A 13,659-nucleotide genomic window follows, 5' to 3' on the forward strand; every position below is an offset into this window, starting at 1 on the left:
GCTATCCATGTGAATGCGGATGCCCTCAATCTCGGTAGGTTTGCGCGATCGAGAAGGCATCCGTCACTCATGCCGCCTCGATCTCCTGCGGGCGCCGCTTGAGACCTGTCGGCCGCCCGCGACTTCCCCGAGTCCAACTTCGCCCCGCCGCCACATGGTGCGCGGGCTTTTTCGTTTCGAGCGCCTGCCGATCTGCAGCGAGGCGATCTGATGTCGGCGACGGGTGAGGTTCTCAGGCGAGAGGACCCGGAATGGCTGCTTCTGCATCAACCATCAGGCGTGCCTCATGCCGACGCATGAAGAACCACAGAGCTACAGCGCCGAAGATCACGAAGGCCAGCAGCCCAAGACCGACCGGCCCCATGACGTTCTCAATCGAGCGGCCGCACAGATAGGCCCCGAAGCCCATGATCGACGCCCAGGCGACGCCGCCCAGCGCGTTAAAGGCGAAGAACCGGCGGGCATCGAGCTTGTTCACGCCTGCCAGGACGGCCGCGTAGGCGCGCAGCATCGCGGTGAAGCGGCCGAAGAACACAATTTTCCCGCCATGCTTCTTGAAAAGGTATTGGCCGAGCTTGAGCCGGCCATGATCGAGCGCGATCTTGTTGCCATGCTTCAGCAGGAGCGGCAGGCCCCAGCGACGGCCGACCCAGTAGCCCGCGTTGTCGCCGAGAATGGCTGCTGCTGCGGCGGCGGCGACAATAATACCGATGTTGAGGTTGCCGGTGCTGCCGGCGTAGGCCGCCGAGGTGAGCAGCACCGTCTCGCCAGGACAGGGCACGCCTGCGCTCTCCAGCGTGATGATCAGGAAGATAGCGATGTAGCCATAGTTCGCGATCAGGTCGGCGATGGGTAGGTCGTGTAGGAAGGCCACTCAGCGTCCTCCGATTTGGCGGGCGTGAACGCTTGAGCCGTTGTTCGTGGCGGGAGCGAGGCGCCGGCGTCGCGACTGCGGGCGTGGTCGGGCAGCCCCGAGCCAAGTTGCGTATCGGCTCGGCTCACACGCTGGTGAAATCAGGCGCTCCCCCGCCCCGTGAGCAGATCGGGGCGGGGCTGCGGGGACGGTTAGCGGACCGGCAACTATTCGGCTCTACCCCGCCGACATGTCCGACATACCGCCCGCCGTCGCCTCCTGGCGCGACCAGATCGAGCGCCTGTCCGAGCACGCCTCGCCGTGCCGATATTTGCTGCCGGCGAAGTGGAAAGCGATGCGCGAGAACGCGCTGTCCTTCCTCGACGAGCACGGCGCTGAGGCGCACCGACTCGGCTGGACAGCACCGCAGCTCTTCGGCGTGCATCCGGAGCATGGCTTCCTGCGCGTGGAATATGCCGGCGCCCTGATGGTCAACGACAGCAGGGTGATCGGCGTGGAGCCGGACCGGATCGTGTTCGACCGCTTCTCCGGCCACCGGACGAAGCCCGGGCAGACCTGGGGGCCGCCGGTCTGGGAGTTTGCGGCGCGGGTCAGCCAGAAGGCCTGAGGCCTCCTGCTGCGCGAAAGAGACACTGCATGCCAGATCTCCGCCGGCCGCCCTTACCTACTTCCGCCGCGATCGGGTGGCTCGTTAGGGTTGTGGGGACTTCTGTGATCGCGGCAACAATGGCCGCGGCGGGATAGGGTAGAGAGATGGCTCAGGGACTGTCGCGAGCTGCGGACCTTGCGCGCACCGTCAAGACGACTGTGCGCAATCTCACACTCGGCCGTGATGATGCGCTGCCTGTCGCACCAGAGCCGCCACGTGGTCCATCCTACACTGTCGACGCCGATGTGCCGGTGGACATCGGCTGCATCAAGGTTTTCCGCGCCGAGAGCTTTCCCGAGGCCGGCCCGAGCCCCTGGCTCGATCAGCCCGATGCCAAGGAGATCATCGAGCGGCGCGTGGCGCGACGGGAAATTAGCCCCAAGCAGGCCGAGATCTGCCGGTACTGGGAAGAGCACGGCTACTACGTCCTGCGCGGCGCGATCGATCCGGACACGATCGACGAAGCTTGGGGCGCCTACGAGGCCGCGGTCGCGCGCGGCGACCTGACGCTCGCCCCTGAAAAAGCCGCCGAGGATGATCCCCACCCAGGCCGCTACCTCAACCCACACCTGAAGGTTGAGGAACTCGATCACCTCCTGAAGCACCCGGTGCTGGTCAACTTCAGCAGCATGGTGCTCGGCCGCCCAGCAATCCCGTTCCAGACGATTGCCTCGCACAAGGGCAGCCAGCAATCCGAGCACTCAGACTCGATCCACATGACGACCTACCCGCTCGGCTATCTCGCCGCCTGCTGGATTGCGATGGAGGACATCCACGCGGATGCAGGGCCGCTGGTCTACTACCCCGGCACGCATCGACTGCCGTACCTGTTCAGCCACGACGTCGGCATCTCCACGGACGACTTCCGGGAGCGCGGCTACAGCGCCTATTCCGAGCGCTACGAACCCGCCATCAAGCACGAGATTGCGGAGCACGACGCGAAGCCTGAATACTTCACGGCGAGTAAAGGCGACGTGCTGTTCTGGCACGCCAACCTGCTGCATGGAGGCTCAGCCCGCGCGGACATGCAGCGCTCCCGCAAAGCGCTGGTGCACCACTACTTCGCTGAAGGCTGCATCTGCTACCACGACCTGTCGGCGAGCACCTCGGCCGTTCATGGTCCGGTCGAGAGCCTACCGACCTGTGGTGCGTCGAGCCCGGATATAAAGGTACGTGGCAAGATCGCGTCTTAGCTTCACTGGCAAATCAGGGCCGCCGGTCTGAGAGTTCGCGGCCAAGGGGCGCTGAACCCGCTGCTTCACCGCCGAAGCTCACCATGTCCTGATATCTCGACGGTCGTCCCATCCAGGGCCTGCTTGACGCTCGACGAGCCCCCGCGAGACGAGCGCGCTCCAGACTAGCGTGACCGCTGTCGTAATGACGGGCGCAGATAGCGCCGCAATCAGCTTGAAGGTCATGCCCAAGCCACCGGCGAACGATAAAATATGTTTCCGGTTTCGCCGACGATTTCGATCACCCAGGCCTTCGTCGCGCTGCAATTAGCCGTCGCTGTTTTTTGGCATGCTTGCGCCATCCTGTCAGCTATCTGCATAGCTTCGGCGAATGCTCGGGTTTCCATCGGAGATGGCGACCGCCAAACGGTCAAATCGAGGGCTTTTATTTGCAGACGGAACATGCGGCGAGCTTTAGCAATAGGAGCGCGATAGCAGGCAAGCCTATGCAGCTTTCACATAGTGCACGCAGTGTCTTCCGCGCCACATATGCTCTCATTGACCACTTGAGCCGGGATTTGGGACGCTTGGACAACTCGCTGAGACGCACAGTCAACAAACTGGCCGCCTGGCCTGTGGAAAGGTAGGCGGTGGGCGACAGGATAAACCGATGGGACTTCGCTCATCCTCTGGCTGATCGCGCCTGTGATCTGCGAGGATGTCGGGAGCAACCACGTCTTAGGCGGCACAGGTTGTTGCGTCCGCCAAGCCATTAACGCGGCTGGTCTTTTCGCAGTGCATCATGCCGGTATGTCCTCTCGCATACCGAGCCAGCCATGCACTTCGAGATCCGTTCGACCGGGCGCCACCTCTGGACCTGGGTGCTGCTCGACGCAGCGCATATGGCGGTGATGGAATCGGACCGGACGTTCCCATCCGAAGCTCAGGCTTCCGCCGCCGCGTTTGCGTTCTCGAAGCTCGTGACCCGCGCCGGCAAGACGTTGACCGCCGGGCCGGCGGGCGGCCTGCTCTGATCCGACCGTCCTTTCCGCGCAAGCCGATGTCGCGGCAAACGAAATCGGCCGCCATTCACATTCGTCCACCGGTCGCGAAGATCGTCGGCGCCGACGCCTTGAAGGAAGCCGTCGCCTCAGGTTTGTTCCGTATTCGTTCGCGAGCGGAGGGCCACCAGAATGGGGCGCCTGGGGGATGCGGTGCCCGGTCGGGTGTATGTCGACTGCGCTACCTGCAAGCGTTCGGGCCGCTACACTGTCGCCAACCTGGTCGGCCGCTACGGGGTCGACATCTCGACGATCGACCTACTCCGGCACCTGACGGCCTCGTGCCGCTACCAGCGCCCGCCCGGGGCGCCCCCCGCACGGAAGTACGAGCACCTGTGCCTCGCCGCGATCACGCTGCCGCCCGCGAAGCAGATCCCGCCGGTTCCTCCGGGCGTCCCTTACACGGTTGAGGTCTGGCGCGAGACCGGCGGCAACATCGAGCTGCACCTGGCGACGATCTATCCGCTCTCCATGGCGATCGTTGCGTTCGAGGCCGCCTGCCTGGAATGGCCGATGCACGAGGTCACGCTTCGGGATCGCGCCCGGATCGTGCGGAAGCGGGAGCGGCCGCCGCGGAGCGCCACCGAGTGAGGTTCTGCCGGGCTTGCCTGTCGATCGCGCCTCATTCCGACCGCGTCTCATCGCGGCCGACCTCGGCGAGCATCTCGCGGCCGGCACGGGTGAGGAACCACGCAGGCTGCGATCGGCCCGGGCCACGCACGTGGCGCTCCTCCATCAGGCCCAGGTCGACTAAGGCCGGCATGTAGCTGGGATAGGCGCTGCGCCGGAGCCCTTGCGGTTGGGCAGCCGCGGCGCGCAAGGCCTGGAGCGCACGGCCACGGATCGGTGCTTTCGGTTCGGAAGGCATGGTGGCGTCGAGCTATCGCGAGTCACCGTCCTCGACCAGCCCGCGGCTCGCGGCGAGGCGCCACAGCTCGGAATCCGAGAAGATTAGATCGCCGACCTGCCAGCGGTCCAGCTCATCGCCGATCGGCACGGCCCTTACGCCAGATGCCCACAGCGCCGCGGCCGCCTCGAGGATCGGATCATCGTCTTCGTGCATGCCGCTACCCCAGCGCGATAAGCATCCAAGTCCGCGCCTTGGCCATCAAGTCGCCGTCGCTGGCCGACGGATCGGACTCGATCACGCGCTTTATGATCTCGCGCGCCTCATTGCCGCTCATCCCGATCCCCTGCGCGAAGCCACTCAACCGCTCCATGAGACGTTCGGCTGCCGCCGCGCGTTCAGGCGCGGATGCGGGATCGTCGCTCACCACTGCCCCTATCGGCTCGTCGTTGGCTTAGCCACCAGAAGCGCGGGTTCACGAGGACGATCATCGCCATGGCGTACAGGCCCAGCCCGGCCCATGCTCCGAGCCTGAATGCCTCGAAGCCGAGAGCCAGTCCGACCGCCAGGATTGCGGCCATCCATCCGAGAGCTGTCGGGTTCATCCTCGCTCATCCCTTCACCGGGTGCGCCAGCAGGATCGCGGTCCGGACCATGTTCCGCTTCCATGCCGGCTTTTCGGTAGTCAGCGCTTCGGCGGCGTGGGTATTCGTGCGGAGCGTCTCGACGAGGTCGAGGGTCCAGCCCCTCGCGAGCGGGTAGGCCTCGGTCGCCAGATCGGCGAGCACGGCATCGACCGCGGCGTCGATCTCCTGGTCGGTGATCTCGGCCGCCTTGCGCAGTTCGGAGACGGTCGGGGGATCCTTGGCCATGGGCTCGGCTCTTTGGTTAGCGTCCGGTCGCGCCTATCGCGAAGCGCTATCTGCTGACGCGCTGGCAAACTAAGTGCGCGCTGGCAGCCGTCTTATACCCCGTTCTCGCGAGCCATCAGCACGTATGGGTCCAGCGTCGGCCGGCGCTCAGATGCCTGTCGCTGACATTCAGCATAGGTCGAGCGCTGATCCATGGTGATCGGAGGTGCCACGGTTTGGCCGGCAGCGTTGAGGATTATCAGGACCGCGACGGTGTCGAGCAATTCGCTTGTCCCCAAACGCCCGTCAGCTCACCGTGAGCGGCGGCCCAGGCGACAGGTTTAATGGATAGAGATAGGCGGTTTCTGTCGGGATAACTGTCGGGCCAGCTATCTAGGACAGAGCTAAGTATTGGTCGGAGTGGCAGGATTTGAACCTGCGACCCCCACGTCCCGAACGTGGTGCGCTACCAGACTGCGCTACACTCCGAAGGCCGACCCGCGTGACCGCCAGGGCCGGCGAGCGGGTGTATAGCCGCGCCTTTCCCCTACCGCAAGCGCGGTGTTACGCCTTTTCGGCCGAGATGGTCGGGCCAGTCGTCGGAGAGCCGGTGACATGTGACCGCTGCCTCGGCCGCTTGGACCGCTGCCGTGGCGACATGGTCTTCGCCGCAATCGAGATCGGTCAGAGTCCAGGGGCCGTCCAGGTCCCAGGATTCGTCGCCGACGGCCCGGAGAAGGCGCGGGACATCGGGGGGGATGCTGACGCTGAACCGATCGAGGGGCAGCGACAGACCGCTGCCGAGCGCCTTCACCACAGCCTCCTTACGCGTCCACAGGCCAAAAAAGCGTCGCTCGACCATGCTCAGCGGAGCTTTGGCCAGGGCAGACACCTCATCGGCGGCGAAATGCCCCCGTGCGATACGCAGCGCGTCCGACATTGGCCGCACGGCTTCGACATCGACGCCGATCGGCGTGTCGCGCGCGAGGCCGATCAATGCACGCTCACCGGAATGCGACAGGTTGAACTGCAAGACGCCCTCCGCCGCGCCCGCAAGCTCCGGCTTGCCGTTGGGGCCGACCGCAATCTCGACCGCGGCCGGTAAGACACCGAGCGCATCGGCGAGGATCAGGCGGAGCGCCGCGTGGCTGGCAACGAAGCGCGCCCGATCGGCCGGCCGCAGGAAACGGTCGGCGCGCAGGCGTTCCGCACCGTCGAGGACGGCTCCGCACCGGTCGAGATCGCCCGGACGGAGGGCGAGGTCCACGACCCAGACCTCAGCCGCGCTCACGCGATGCCTCGCGGGGACTGAGCGTTGGCGCTAGCGTCGGCAGGGCGAAACGGCACGGGCAATGATCCGGTGAGGACGGTGTGAGCAGCATCGGGAACCGGCCTGTCGCGTGCAAGAAGCACGGGACTTCATGACGTTCGACGTCGCGGATCTCCGCAGCTTTCCCTCCCGACGGCTGAATCTCGGCCGGGGGATCGTCCGCTATGGGGTGTTCTTCGTCACCTGTCTCAATCCGGGCCTGATCGCGGGCTTCTCCCTGACCGCGCTTGCCAACCACCTCGCGGCGCAGGGCGTTTCGTCGGCCGAGGTCGGCCTTCATTTCGCCCTGGTGGACCTGCCCTGGACGTTGCAGCCGCTCCTCTGGGGCCCGTGGGTGGACCGGGCCGGCGATACGCGGATGGGACGGCGCCGGCCCTTCGCGATCGCCGCGCTCCTCGGCTGCCACGCAAGTCTGGCGCTCCTCCTCGTCGTCGGAGACGACGCAATCGGTACACTGGGCTTGGTCTTCCTCGTCCACAGCCTGTTCGCGTCCCTCCTCGACACCGCCTGCGACCGGATGATCATGGACCATGTCCCGGCTCATGAACTCGGCCGGGTCAGCGCCTGCACCCGCGCCGGCTTCGTGGCCTGAACCAACCTCAGCGCCGCGCTCCTCGGCTGGATGCTCGCGACCTGCGGCTTGGCGGCGAGCACCCGCTGGCTGCTCGCCGCCGCGCTCCTCGCAAGCCTGCCAACGCTCTTGGTTCGCGAGGCGCCGATGGACGCGTTCCTGTCGCTCGAACGCCGCGGACCGGCACCGCGACGCGTCCCGTTCCGGCGCTTCCTGCGCCGGACCGTCGTCGCGCTTCAACGGCCGCGTGCCTTGCGGCTGCTCGCTCTGTACTTCGGCCTGGACGCGGCGCTCGGGCTGTTCGAACGGCCGTTCTCAATCGACCTCTTCCAGCACCAGGGCTGGGAGGCCGCCGGTCTCTCGCGCCTGCGGGCGATGCTGACGCTGGCGAGCGGCACGGCCGGCGCCGTCGCGGTGGGCGTCTGGCCGGACGTGCCGGGCCTGACGCACACATGCGCACCCTGCTTCTCGGGAGCGCCGTCACCTTCCTGCTGGCCGGGACCCTGATCGACGCCGGCCTCGTCGGGGCCGCGGGACCGATGATCCTGGCTTACCAGCATGCTGCCCGGCCTGCTGATCGTCGCCCTCATGCCGGCCCCGCTGCAGGCGAGTCGCGGGCACCCAGGCGCGGCCACGCAGTTCGAGGTCTACTTGGCGACCATGAATCTCGGCTCCGTTGCCGGCACCGCGGTTGCGGGCTGGCTGGCACCGGTGCTGCCGCTGCAAACGGTCGCCGGCCTCGTCGGCGCGACGTTCCTGGCGGCCTTCCGGATGGCGGGACGCGGCGATCTGCTCGGCTCCAGCGCTTGAGGGAAGCGGGGACTGTACGCTGCGGGCGACTCCCCCTCGGCCGCCGATGCGTTAGAACCCCGGCATGGCCGTCACGAAATCCGAACCGCTCGATCTCGACCTCGGCGCCGAGGAAGCGCGCGCCGAGTATGCGCGTCTCTCGGACGCGATTCTGGAGGCCGATCGCCTCTACTACCAAGAGGATGCGCCCGAGATCTCGGACGCCGAGTACGACAAGCTGCGCCGTCGCATGGAGGCGATCGAGGCCCTTTATCCGGATCTCGCCGGCACCGGGGCGGCCAGCACGTCGGTCGGCGCCAAGCCCTCTGAAAAATTCGGCAAGGTGCGGCATGCCGTGCCCATGCTGTCGCTGGGCAACGCTTTCGACGATGCGGAGGTGGCCGAGTTCGTCGCGCGCGTGCGCCGCTTCCTCGGCTGGCCCGAGGCGACGCCCCTCACCTTCACGGCTGAGCCCAAGATCGACGGTCTGTCCCTGTCGCTTCGCTATGTGAACGGGCGGCTCGAAACCGCCGCCACCCGCGGCGACGGCGAGGTCGGCGAGAACGTCACGGCCAATGCCCGCACGGTGCAGGACATCCCGGCGACGCTTTCGGGGTCCGGTTGGCCGGAGATCTGCGAGGTGCGCGGGGAGGTCTACCTGTCCCACGCCGATTTCGCCGCCATCAATGCCCGCCAGGAAGCGGCCGGCAAGCCGCTCTTCGCCAACCCGCGCAACGCCGCCGCTGGCAGCCTGCGCCAGCTCGATCCCGGGATCACCGCGTCCCGCCCGCTGCGATTCTTCGCCTATGCCTGGGGCGAGCTGTCGGCGCCGATCGCCGATACGCAATCCGGCGCGCTCCAGTGCTTCACGTCCTGGGGGCTGCCGGTGAACCCACGTACCGAGACCTTCACCGACATGGAGGCGATGCTCGCCCATTACCGCCGCATCGAGGCGGACCGGGCGGGGCTCGGCTACGACATCGACGGCGTCGTCTACAAGGTCGACGATCTCGGCTTGCAGAAGCGGCTCGGCTTCGTCTCGCGCTCGCCGCGCTGGGCGCTCGCCCACAAATTCGCCGCGCAGGAAGCGACGACGATACTCGAGGACATCGTCATCAATGTCGGCCGCACCGGCTCGCTGAACCCGCTGGCCAAGCTCCGACCCGTGACGGTGGGCGGCGTCGTCGTGTCCAACGCCACTCTCCACAACGAGGGCTACGTGAAGGGCGTCGGCGCCGACGGCGAGCCGATCCGTGACGGCCGCGACATCCGCGTCGGCGACACGGTCACGGTGGTCCGGGCCGGGGACGTCATCCCGAAGGTGATGGATGTCGATCTCACCAAGCGCCCGGCCGGGTCGCAGCCCTACGCGTTCCCGGAGACCTGCCCGGCCTGCGGCAGCCGCGCCGTCCGCGCCATCAACCCGCGCACCGGCCGGCCCGACGCGGTGCGGCGCTGCACCGGCGGACTGATCTGTCCGGCGCAGGGCGTCGAGCGGATGAAGCACTTCGTGTCGCGCAACGGCTTCGACATCGAAGGTTTCGGCGAGACCTACATCGAGGTCCTGTTCGAGGCCGGGCTCGTGCGCCAGCCCGCCGACCTGTTCCGACTCGATTTCGAGACGCTCAAGGCCGCCATCGTGGCGCGGCGCGAGGCACTGTCAGCCGAGCGGCGCACAGAAGCCGCAACGGCCGAGCCGCCCAAGAAAGCCGCCAAGAAGAAGGGCGAGGAGGACGACAAAGCGATCAAGAACCTGCTCGCCGCCGTCGAGGCGCGCCGCGCGGTGCCGATGAACCGCCTGCTCTTCGCACTCGGCATCCCGCAGATCGGCGAGGCGACCGCCAAGGCACTGGCGAAGCGTTTTACCGACATGCCGACGCTGATCACGGCGATCCGCGAGGCCTCGGCGGCTCAGCCCGGTCCCGACTGGATCGAGCTCACCGCCGTGCCGCGCGTCGGGGGCACCACCCGGGACCGTCTGCTCGATCTCGGCTTCCCGGAGGACGAGGCGGCGCCGGCCAAGGAGCGGGCGCGCCTGAGCACCGTTCAGCGCGAGAACCTCCTCGGCCACTACGGCGATGCCGACGCGGTGCGCGCGGCGATCACGCGGGCGGCGGCACAGCGCCCCGGGGATGCCTACCGGGTCTTCGCCGACGATGGTGAGATCGGCCCGGTGGCGACCGATGCCCTGATCCTGTTCTTTTCCGAGCCGCACAATTCCGACGCCGTCGCGGCGCTGCTCGACGCGGTCGCGGTTGAGCCGATGGAGCAGGCCGCCTCGGCCTCCGCCTTCGCGGGGAAGACCGTGGTCTTCACCGGAACCCTGGAGAAGATGACCCGCAACGAAGCCAAGGCCGTGGCCGAGCGCCTCGGCGCGAAGGTCTCGGGCTCGGTCTCGGCCAAGACCGACCTCGTGGTGGCCGGCCCGGGGGCGGGCTCGAAGCTGAAGGATGCCGAGAAGCACGGCGTCCGCGTCGTCTCGGAAGATGATTGGCTGGCGATGGTGGCGCAGGGTTGAAGCCCGAGTCGTGGCGGCCTAGACCGCTCGGAGAACACCCCGAGAACTCACACCCGGCACGGTTAAACCGCGATGACGGTCCTGGCCCTCGACTTCGAGACGGCCAACGAGCGGCGTGACAGCGCCTGCGCGGTGGGTCTCGCCTGGATCGCGGATGGCCGAGTCGTGCGCCGCGAGAGCCACCTGATCCGGCCGCCCGAGTTGCGGTTCGCGCCCGGCAACATTCGCGTGCACGGCATCCTGCCGGCCGACGTCGCCGACAAGCCCGATTTCGCCGGCGTGATGGCGCCCTATCTCGGCGATCTCGGCCGCGGTCTGATCCTGGCGCACAACGCGAGCTTCGATATCGGCGTCCTGCGCGCCGGCCTGACGCGGGCGGGCTTGCCGGTCCCCGATCTGGCCTATCTCTGCACCGTCCAGGTGTCGCGCCGGGCCTTTCCCGCTCCGGAGGGTTGCGGGCTCGGCAAGGTGGCGCGACGCCTCGGCATCCACTTCGAGCACCACGATGCCGGCGAGGACGCCTATGCCTGCGCGGAGATCGCGCTGGCCGCGATGCGCGAGCGGGCGGTCGCGGACGTGCACGCCCTCGCGGCCGCGCTCGGATTGCCGGTCACACGGGCGCTTGGCGGTCCGGCCGTGCCGCGTCGCAGCGCGGGGGCAATCAGCGGCCGGGTTCTGGCGGCCTTCGGCGACGAGCCCGCGGCCCTGCGCTTCGCCATGCGGGGATCGACCGGCAACCGCTACCACGTCAGTTTCGAGGAGCGACCGGGCGGCCCGCAGCTGCGCTGCACCTGCACGGCCGGTCGCTACGGGATGCGCTGCCGCCACGTGAAGGCGCTGGAAGTCGGCGACATCACCGACCTGCTCTCGGACAATGCCGGCGACGTCGTCCTCCTCGCCCGGATGCTCGGAGGCAAGACCCCGGTCGCGGGCGCGGCCTGACCCAGCTCAGGCCGCGTCGAGGCAGGCGCGGAAGGCCGCCAAGGCGCGCACGATATCATCAGCCGCGATGTGCCGGTGCGTGACGAGCCGCAGCCGCCGCTCGCCGAGCGGGCGCGTGCGGATGCCGGCCGCGTCCAGATCCGCGACCCAGCGCGTGCTGTCGCGGCCGGTCCGGCCGAGATCGACCTGCACGATGTTGGTCTGCGGCGCGTTCGCCGACAGGCGCGGCAGGGCATTCAACCCGTCGCTCAGCTGCCGGGCGCGGTCATGATCCTCGGCGAGGCGCGCGCCCATGACGGTGATCGCCTCAAGGCCGGCCGCGGCCACGATGCCCACCTGTCGCTGCGTCCCGCCAATCATCTTCCGCAGGCGCCGCGCCGCCGCGATCACCGGCCCGTCGCCGGCGAGCACCGCGCCGACCGGGGCGCTCAGGCCCTTCGACAGGCACAGTGACACGGTGTCGACATGCGCGGTGAGAGTGGCCGGCGCGACCCCGAGATGGGTCGCAGCGTTGAACAGGCGTGCCCCGTCGAGATGGACCGGGATGCCGCGCGCCCGTGCGACGCTCGCCACCGCGGCCATATGGTCCGGCGGCAGCACGGTGCCGCCGGCAGCGTTGTGCGAGGTCTCCAGCGCGATCATGGCCGTCCGCAGCGGGCTCGCGCCCGGCCGGAGGGCATCCTCCAGCCGGTCGAGGTCCATGGCGCCGTCCGTGCCGCCGATCCCGTACAGGAACGCACCCGTCAGAGTGGCGGCCCCGCGCTCGGTGTGAAGCATGTGGGCCTGGGCCTCGAGCAGGACCTGCTCGCTGCGCTGAACCTGGGCCAGGATCGCCAGAAGATTGCCCATCGTGCAGCTCGGCACGAACAGGCCGGCCGCCTTGCCGAGCATCGCGGCGGCGGTCTCCTCCAGCGCGCAGGCCGTCGGGTCCGCGTCGAGCCCGTCGTCGCCCAGCGGCGCCGTCCGCATCCGCGCGTACATCGCGTCAGTCGGCAACGTGACCGTGTCGCTGCGCAGGTCGACGACGGCCGGTGTCCCCGCCGCTTGGGTCTGATCGTTTCGCATCTCGCTCTCGCCGCCCTATCGATACGCGGCCTCGTCACCGGAATCGGTCGGATGGGCCAGGGCCCGCTTGAGAACGTCGCTCATCGGCAGCTCAAGGTTGATGCCCCTGGGCGGGATCGGCTGCTCGAAGTAGCGGCTGTAGAGGCGGCTCACGGTGCCGTCCTGGATCAGCTCGATCACCACCTTGTCGACGGCCGCCTTGAAGGCTGGGTCGTCCTTCGGCTCCAGGATGCCGTAGGGTGCGAATTCCAGGCCCTTGGTGCCGATCTTGTAATCCGCCGGCCGCTTGGCGCCCGCCACCGTCGCGTGGGCCAGGGCGTCGTCGTTGATGGCGCCCGTGGCGCGGCCGGTCTCGACGAGCAGGAATACTTCCGCGGTGTCCTTGGCCGGCATCACCTGGATGTCGAGCTTGTCGCGGACATTGATCCGGGTGGCGACGCGCTGGGTCTCGCCACCGGCCTGCGCCGCAATGGACTTGCCGCGGAACGAGGCGATGTCGTCGACATCCACCGGCGTGTCCTTCCTGGCGACCAGCACCACCTGCGCAACGAAGGTGGTCGGCGCGAACGAGACCAGCTTGTGCCGCTCGGGCAGATTGCTGGCGGTGCCGCATTCCAGATCGATCGTGCCGTTGTTGATCAGCGGGATCCGCGTCGCCGACATCACCGGCACGTGCCGCACGTCGAGCTTGGGCAGGCCAAGCGTCACCTTGAGCTTCTGCGCGACGTGCTCGCATATCTCAAGCGAATAGCCCACCGGCTTGGCATTCTGATCGAGGAAGCCGAAGGGCGGCGACGCGTCCGGGAAGCCGAGGCTGATCTGTCCGGTCGCGCGGATCTTGTCGAGGCGCCCCTCCGCAAAGGACGGTGCGGCAAGCCCGGCCCAGCATAGGGAGGCCAGCAGAAGCGACAGCGTCCTCGACATGATCCGAACCCCCTCGTTATGTCTGACCCGGCGAAGCACCGAACCATCGTCCCGCCCCGGACTCGG

17 protein-coding genes and 1 tRNA gene are annotated in these 13,659 nt (G+C 67.9%); 9 read left to right on the plus strand and 9 right to left on the minus strand.

The window, feature by feature from the left end; translation table 11 throughout:
- Window positions 1-232: 232 nt before the first annotated feature.
- Window positions 233-874: a DedA family protein gene (locus CIW48_RS19515; protein WP_149312250.1), complete on the minus strand. Its 642-nt coding sequence runs from the start codon at window positions 872-874 to the stop codon at window positions 233-235.
- A 229-nt stretch (window positions 875-1,103) separates the two neighbouring features.
- On the opposite strand from CIW48_RS19515, the gene CIW48_RS19520 reads away from it, so the two are divergent.
- The 4 genes from CIW48_RS19520 to CIW48_RS19535 all read left to right on the plus strand — a co-directional run bounded on the left by CIW48_RS19520 (window position 1,104) and on the right by CIW48_RS19535 (window position 4,347).
- The gene (locus tag CIW48_RS19520) at window positions 1,104-1,481 is read left to right on the plus strand and encodes a hypothetical protein (RefSeq protein WP_149312251.1); all 378 of its coding nucleotides are present in this window, start codon (window positions 1,104-1,106) and stop codon (window positions 1,479-1,481) included.
- Window positions 1,482-1,627: 146 nt separating this feature from the next.
- A complete protein-coding gene (locus tag CIW48_RS19525) occupies window positions 1,628-2,716 on the plus strand; it encodes a phytanoyl-CoA dioxygenase family protein (RefSeq protein WP_149312252.1) in 1,089 nt (362 codons plus the stop codon).
- A gap of 815 nt (window positions 2,717-3,531) precedes the next feature.
- Window positions 3,532-3,729: a hypothetical protein gene (locus tag CIW48_RS19530; RefSeq protein ID WP_149312253.1), complete on the plus strand. Its 198-nt coding sequence runs from the start codon at window positions 3,532-3,534 to the stop codon at window positions 3,727-3,729.
- A 159-nt stretch (window positions 3,730-3,888) separates the two neighbouring features.
- Window positions 3,889-4,347 carry a hypothetical protein gene (locus CIW48_RS19535; RefSeq protein WP_149312254.1) on the plus strand — a complete coding sequence of 153 codons (459 nt, stop codon included), beginning with the start codon at window positions 3,889-3,891 and terminating at the stop codon, window positions 4,345-4,347.
- Between the two features lie 31 nt (window positions 4,348-4,378).
- Here CIW48_RS19535 and CIW48_RS19540 read toward each other — a convergent pair whose 3' ends face one another.
- The 6 genes from CIW48_RS19540 to CIW48_RS19565 form a co-directional block, all read right to left on the minus strand.
- Window positions 4,379-4,624, minus strand: a complete 246-nt coding sequence (locus tag CIW48_RS19540) for a hypothetical protein (protein ID WP_149312255.1) — start codon at window positions 4,622-4,624, stop codon at window positions 4,379-4,381.
- A gap of 12 nt (window positions 4,625-4,636) precedes the next feature.
- Window positions 4,637-4,819: a hypothetical protein gene (locus CIW48_RS19545; RefSeq protein ID WP_149312256.1), complete on the minus strand. Its 183-nt coding sequence runs from the start codon at window positions 4,817-4,819 to the stop codon at window positions 4,637-4,639.
- 4 nt (window positions 4,820-4,823) lie between these two features.
- Window positions 4,824-5,030, minus strand: a complete 207-nt coding sequence (locus CIW48_RS19550) for a hypothetical protein (RefSeq protein WP_149312257.1) — start codon at window positions 5,028-5,030, stop codon at window positions 4,824-4,826.
- 184 nt (window positions 5,031-5,214) lie between these two features.
- The gene (locus tag CIW48_RS19555) at window positions 5,215-5,475 is read right to left on the minus strand and encodes a hypothetical protein (protein WP_149312258.1); all 261 of its coding nucleotides are present in this window, start codon (window positions 5,473-5,475) and stop codon (window positions 5,215-5,217) included.
- A 391-nt stretch (window positions 5,476-5,866) separates the two neighbouring features.
- Window positions 5,867-5,943: transfer RNA gene (locus tag CIW48_RS19560), tRNA-Pro, on the minus strand.
- A 58-nt stretch (window positions 5,944-6,001) separates the two neighbouring features.
- Window positions 6,002-6,745 carry a 4'-phosphopantetheinyl transferase superfamily protein gene (locus CIW48_RS19565; protein WP_149312259.1) on the minus strand — a complete coding sequence of 248 codons (744 nt, stop codon included), beginning with the start codon at window positions 6,743-6,745 and terminating at the stop codon, window positions 6,002-6,004.
- 130 nt (window positions 6,746-6,875) lie between these two features.
- Between CIW48_RS19565 and CIW48_RS34090 the strand changes: the two genes are divergently transcribed.
- From CIW48_RS34090 to CIW48_RS19580, 5 genes are all read left to right on the plus strand, one after another.
- The gene (locus CIW48_RS34090; RefSeq protein ID WP_246695330.1) at window positions 6,876-7,376 is read left to right on the plus strand and encodes an MFS transporter; all 501 of its coding nucleotides are present in this window, start codon (window positions 6,876-6,878) and stop codon (window positions 7,374-7,376) included.
- Window positions 7,377-7,424: 48 nt separating this feature from the next.
- Entirely contained in the window at window positions 7,425-7,862 is a 438-nt protein-coding gene (locus CIW48_RS34095; RefSeq protein ID WP_246695331.1) for a hypothetical protein, read from the plus strand.
- A 51-nt stretch (window positions 7,863-7,913) separates the two neighbouring features.
- Window positions 7,914-8,165 (plus strand): hypothetical protein, encoded by a 252-nt coding sequence (locus CIW48_RS34100; RefSeq protein WP_246695332.1) that lies wholly within the window; start codon window positions 7,914-7,916, stop codon window positions 8,163-8,165.
- A gap of 64 nt (window positions 8,166-8,229) precedes the next feature.
- The gene (gene ligA, locus CIW48_RS19575; RefSeq protein ID WP_149312260.1) at window positions 8,230-10,662 is read left to right on the plus strand and encodes an NAD-dependent DNA ligase LigA; all 2,433 of its coding nucleotides are present in this window, start codon (window positions 8,230-8,232) and stop codon (window positions 10,660-10,662) included.
- Window positions 10,663-10,734: 72 nt separating this feature from the next.
- Window positions 10,735-11,604 carry a 3'-5' exonuclease gene (locus tag CIW48_RS19580; protein ID WP_149312261.1) on the plus strand — a complete coding sequence of 290 codons (870 nt, stop codon included), beginning with the start codon at window positions 10,735-10,737 and terminating at the stop codon, window positions 11,602-11,604.
- 6 nt (window positions 11,605-11,610) lie between these two features.
- On the opposite strand, the gene CIW48_RS19585 is transcribed toward CIW48_RS19580, so the two are convergent.
- The gene (locus tag CIW48_RS19585) at window positions 11,611-12,669 is read right to left on the minus strand and encodes a GntG family PLP-dependent aldolase (protein ID WP_149312262.1); all 1,059 of its coding nucleotides are present in this window, start codon (window positions 12,667-12,669) and stop codon (window positions 11,611-11,613) included.
- Window positions 12,670-12,684: 15 nt separating this feature from the next.
- Window positions 12,685-13,593, minus strand: a complete 909-nt coding sequence (locus CIW48_RS19590; RefSeq protein ID WP_149312263.1) for an amino acid ABC transporter substrate-binding protein — start codon at window positions 13,591-13,593, stop codon at window positions 12,685-12,687.
- Window positions 13,594-13,659: the final 66 nt, after the last annotated feature.

Source organism: Methylobacterium sp. P1-11 (assembly GCF_008329595.1).
Classification (GTDB): Bacteria; Pseudomonadota; Alphaproteobacteria; order Rhizobiales; family Beijerinckiaceae; genus Methylobacterium.

Coding starts and splice junctions, on each gene's coding strand:
- CIW48_RS34100 (WP_246695332.1), top strand. CDS start 7,914: ATGCTGCCCGGCCTGCTGATCGTCGCCCTCATGCCGGCCCCGCTGCAG.
- CIW48_RS19545 (WP_149312256.1), bottom strand. CDS start 4,819: ATGCACGAAGACGATGATCCGATCCTCGAGGCGGCCGCGGCGCTGTGG.
- CIW48_RS19540 (WP_149312255.1), bottom strand. CDS start 4,624: ATGCCTTCCGAACCGAAAGCACCGATCCGTGGCCGTGCGCTCCAGGCC.
- CIW48_RS19525 (WP_149312252.1), top strand. CDS start 1,628: ATGGCTCAGGGACTGTCGCGAGCTGCGGACCTTGCGCGCACCGTCAAG.
- CIW48_RS19535 (WP_149312254.1), top strand. CDS start 3,889: ATGGGGCGCCTGGGGGATGCGGTGCCCGGTCGGGTGTATGTCGACTGC.
- ligA (WP_149312260.1), top strand. CDS start 8,230: ATGGCCGTCACGAAATCCGAACCGCTCGATCTCGACCTCGGCGCCGAG.
- CIW48_RS34090 (WP_246695330.1), top strand. CDS start 6,876: ATGACGTTCGACGTCGCGGATCTCCGCAGCTTTCCCTCCCGACGGCTG.
- CIW48_RS19585 (WP_149312262.1), bottom strand. CDS start 12,669: ATGCGAAACGATCAGACCCAAGCGGCGGGGACACCGGCCGTCGTCGAC.
- CIW48_RS19580 (WP_149312261.1), top strand. CDS start 10,735: ATGACGGTCCTGGCCCTCGACTTCGAGACGGCCAACGAGCGGCGTGAC.
- CIW48_RS19530 (WP_149312253.1), top strand. CDS start 3,532: ATGCACTTCGAGATCCGTTCGACCGGGCGCCACCTCTGGACCTGGGTG.
- CIW48_RS19590 (WP_149312263.1), bottom strand. CDS start 13,593: ATGTCGAGGACGCTGTCGCTTCTGCTGGCCTCCCTATGCTGGGCCGGG.
- CIW48_RS19555 (WP_149312258.1), bottom strand. CDS start 5,475: ATGGCCAAGGATCCCCCGACCGTCTCCGAACTGCGCAAGGCGGCCGAG.
- CIW48_RS19520 (WP_149312251.1), top strand. CDS start 1,104: ATGTCCGACATACCGCCCGCCGTCGCCTCCTGGCGCGACCAGATCGAG.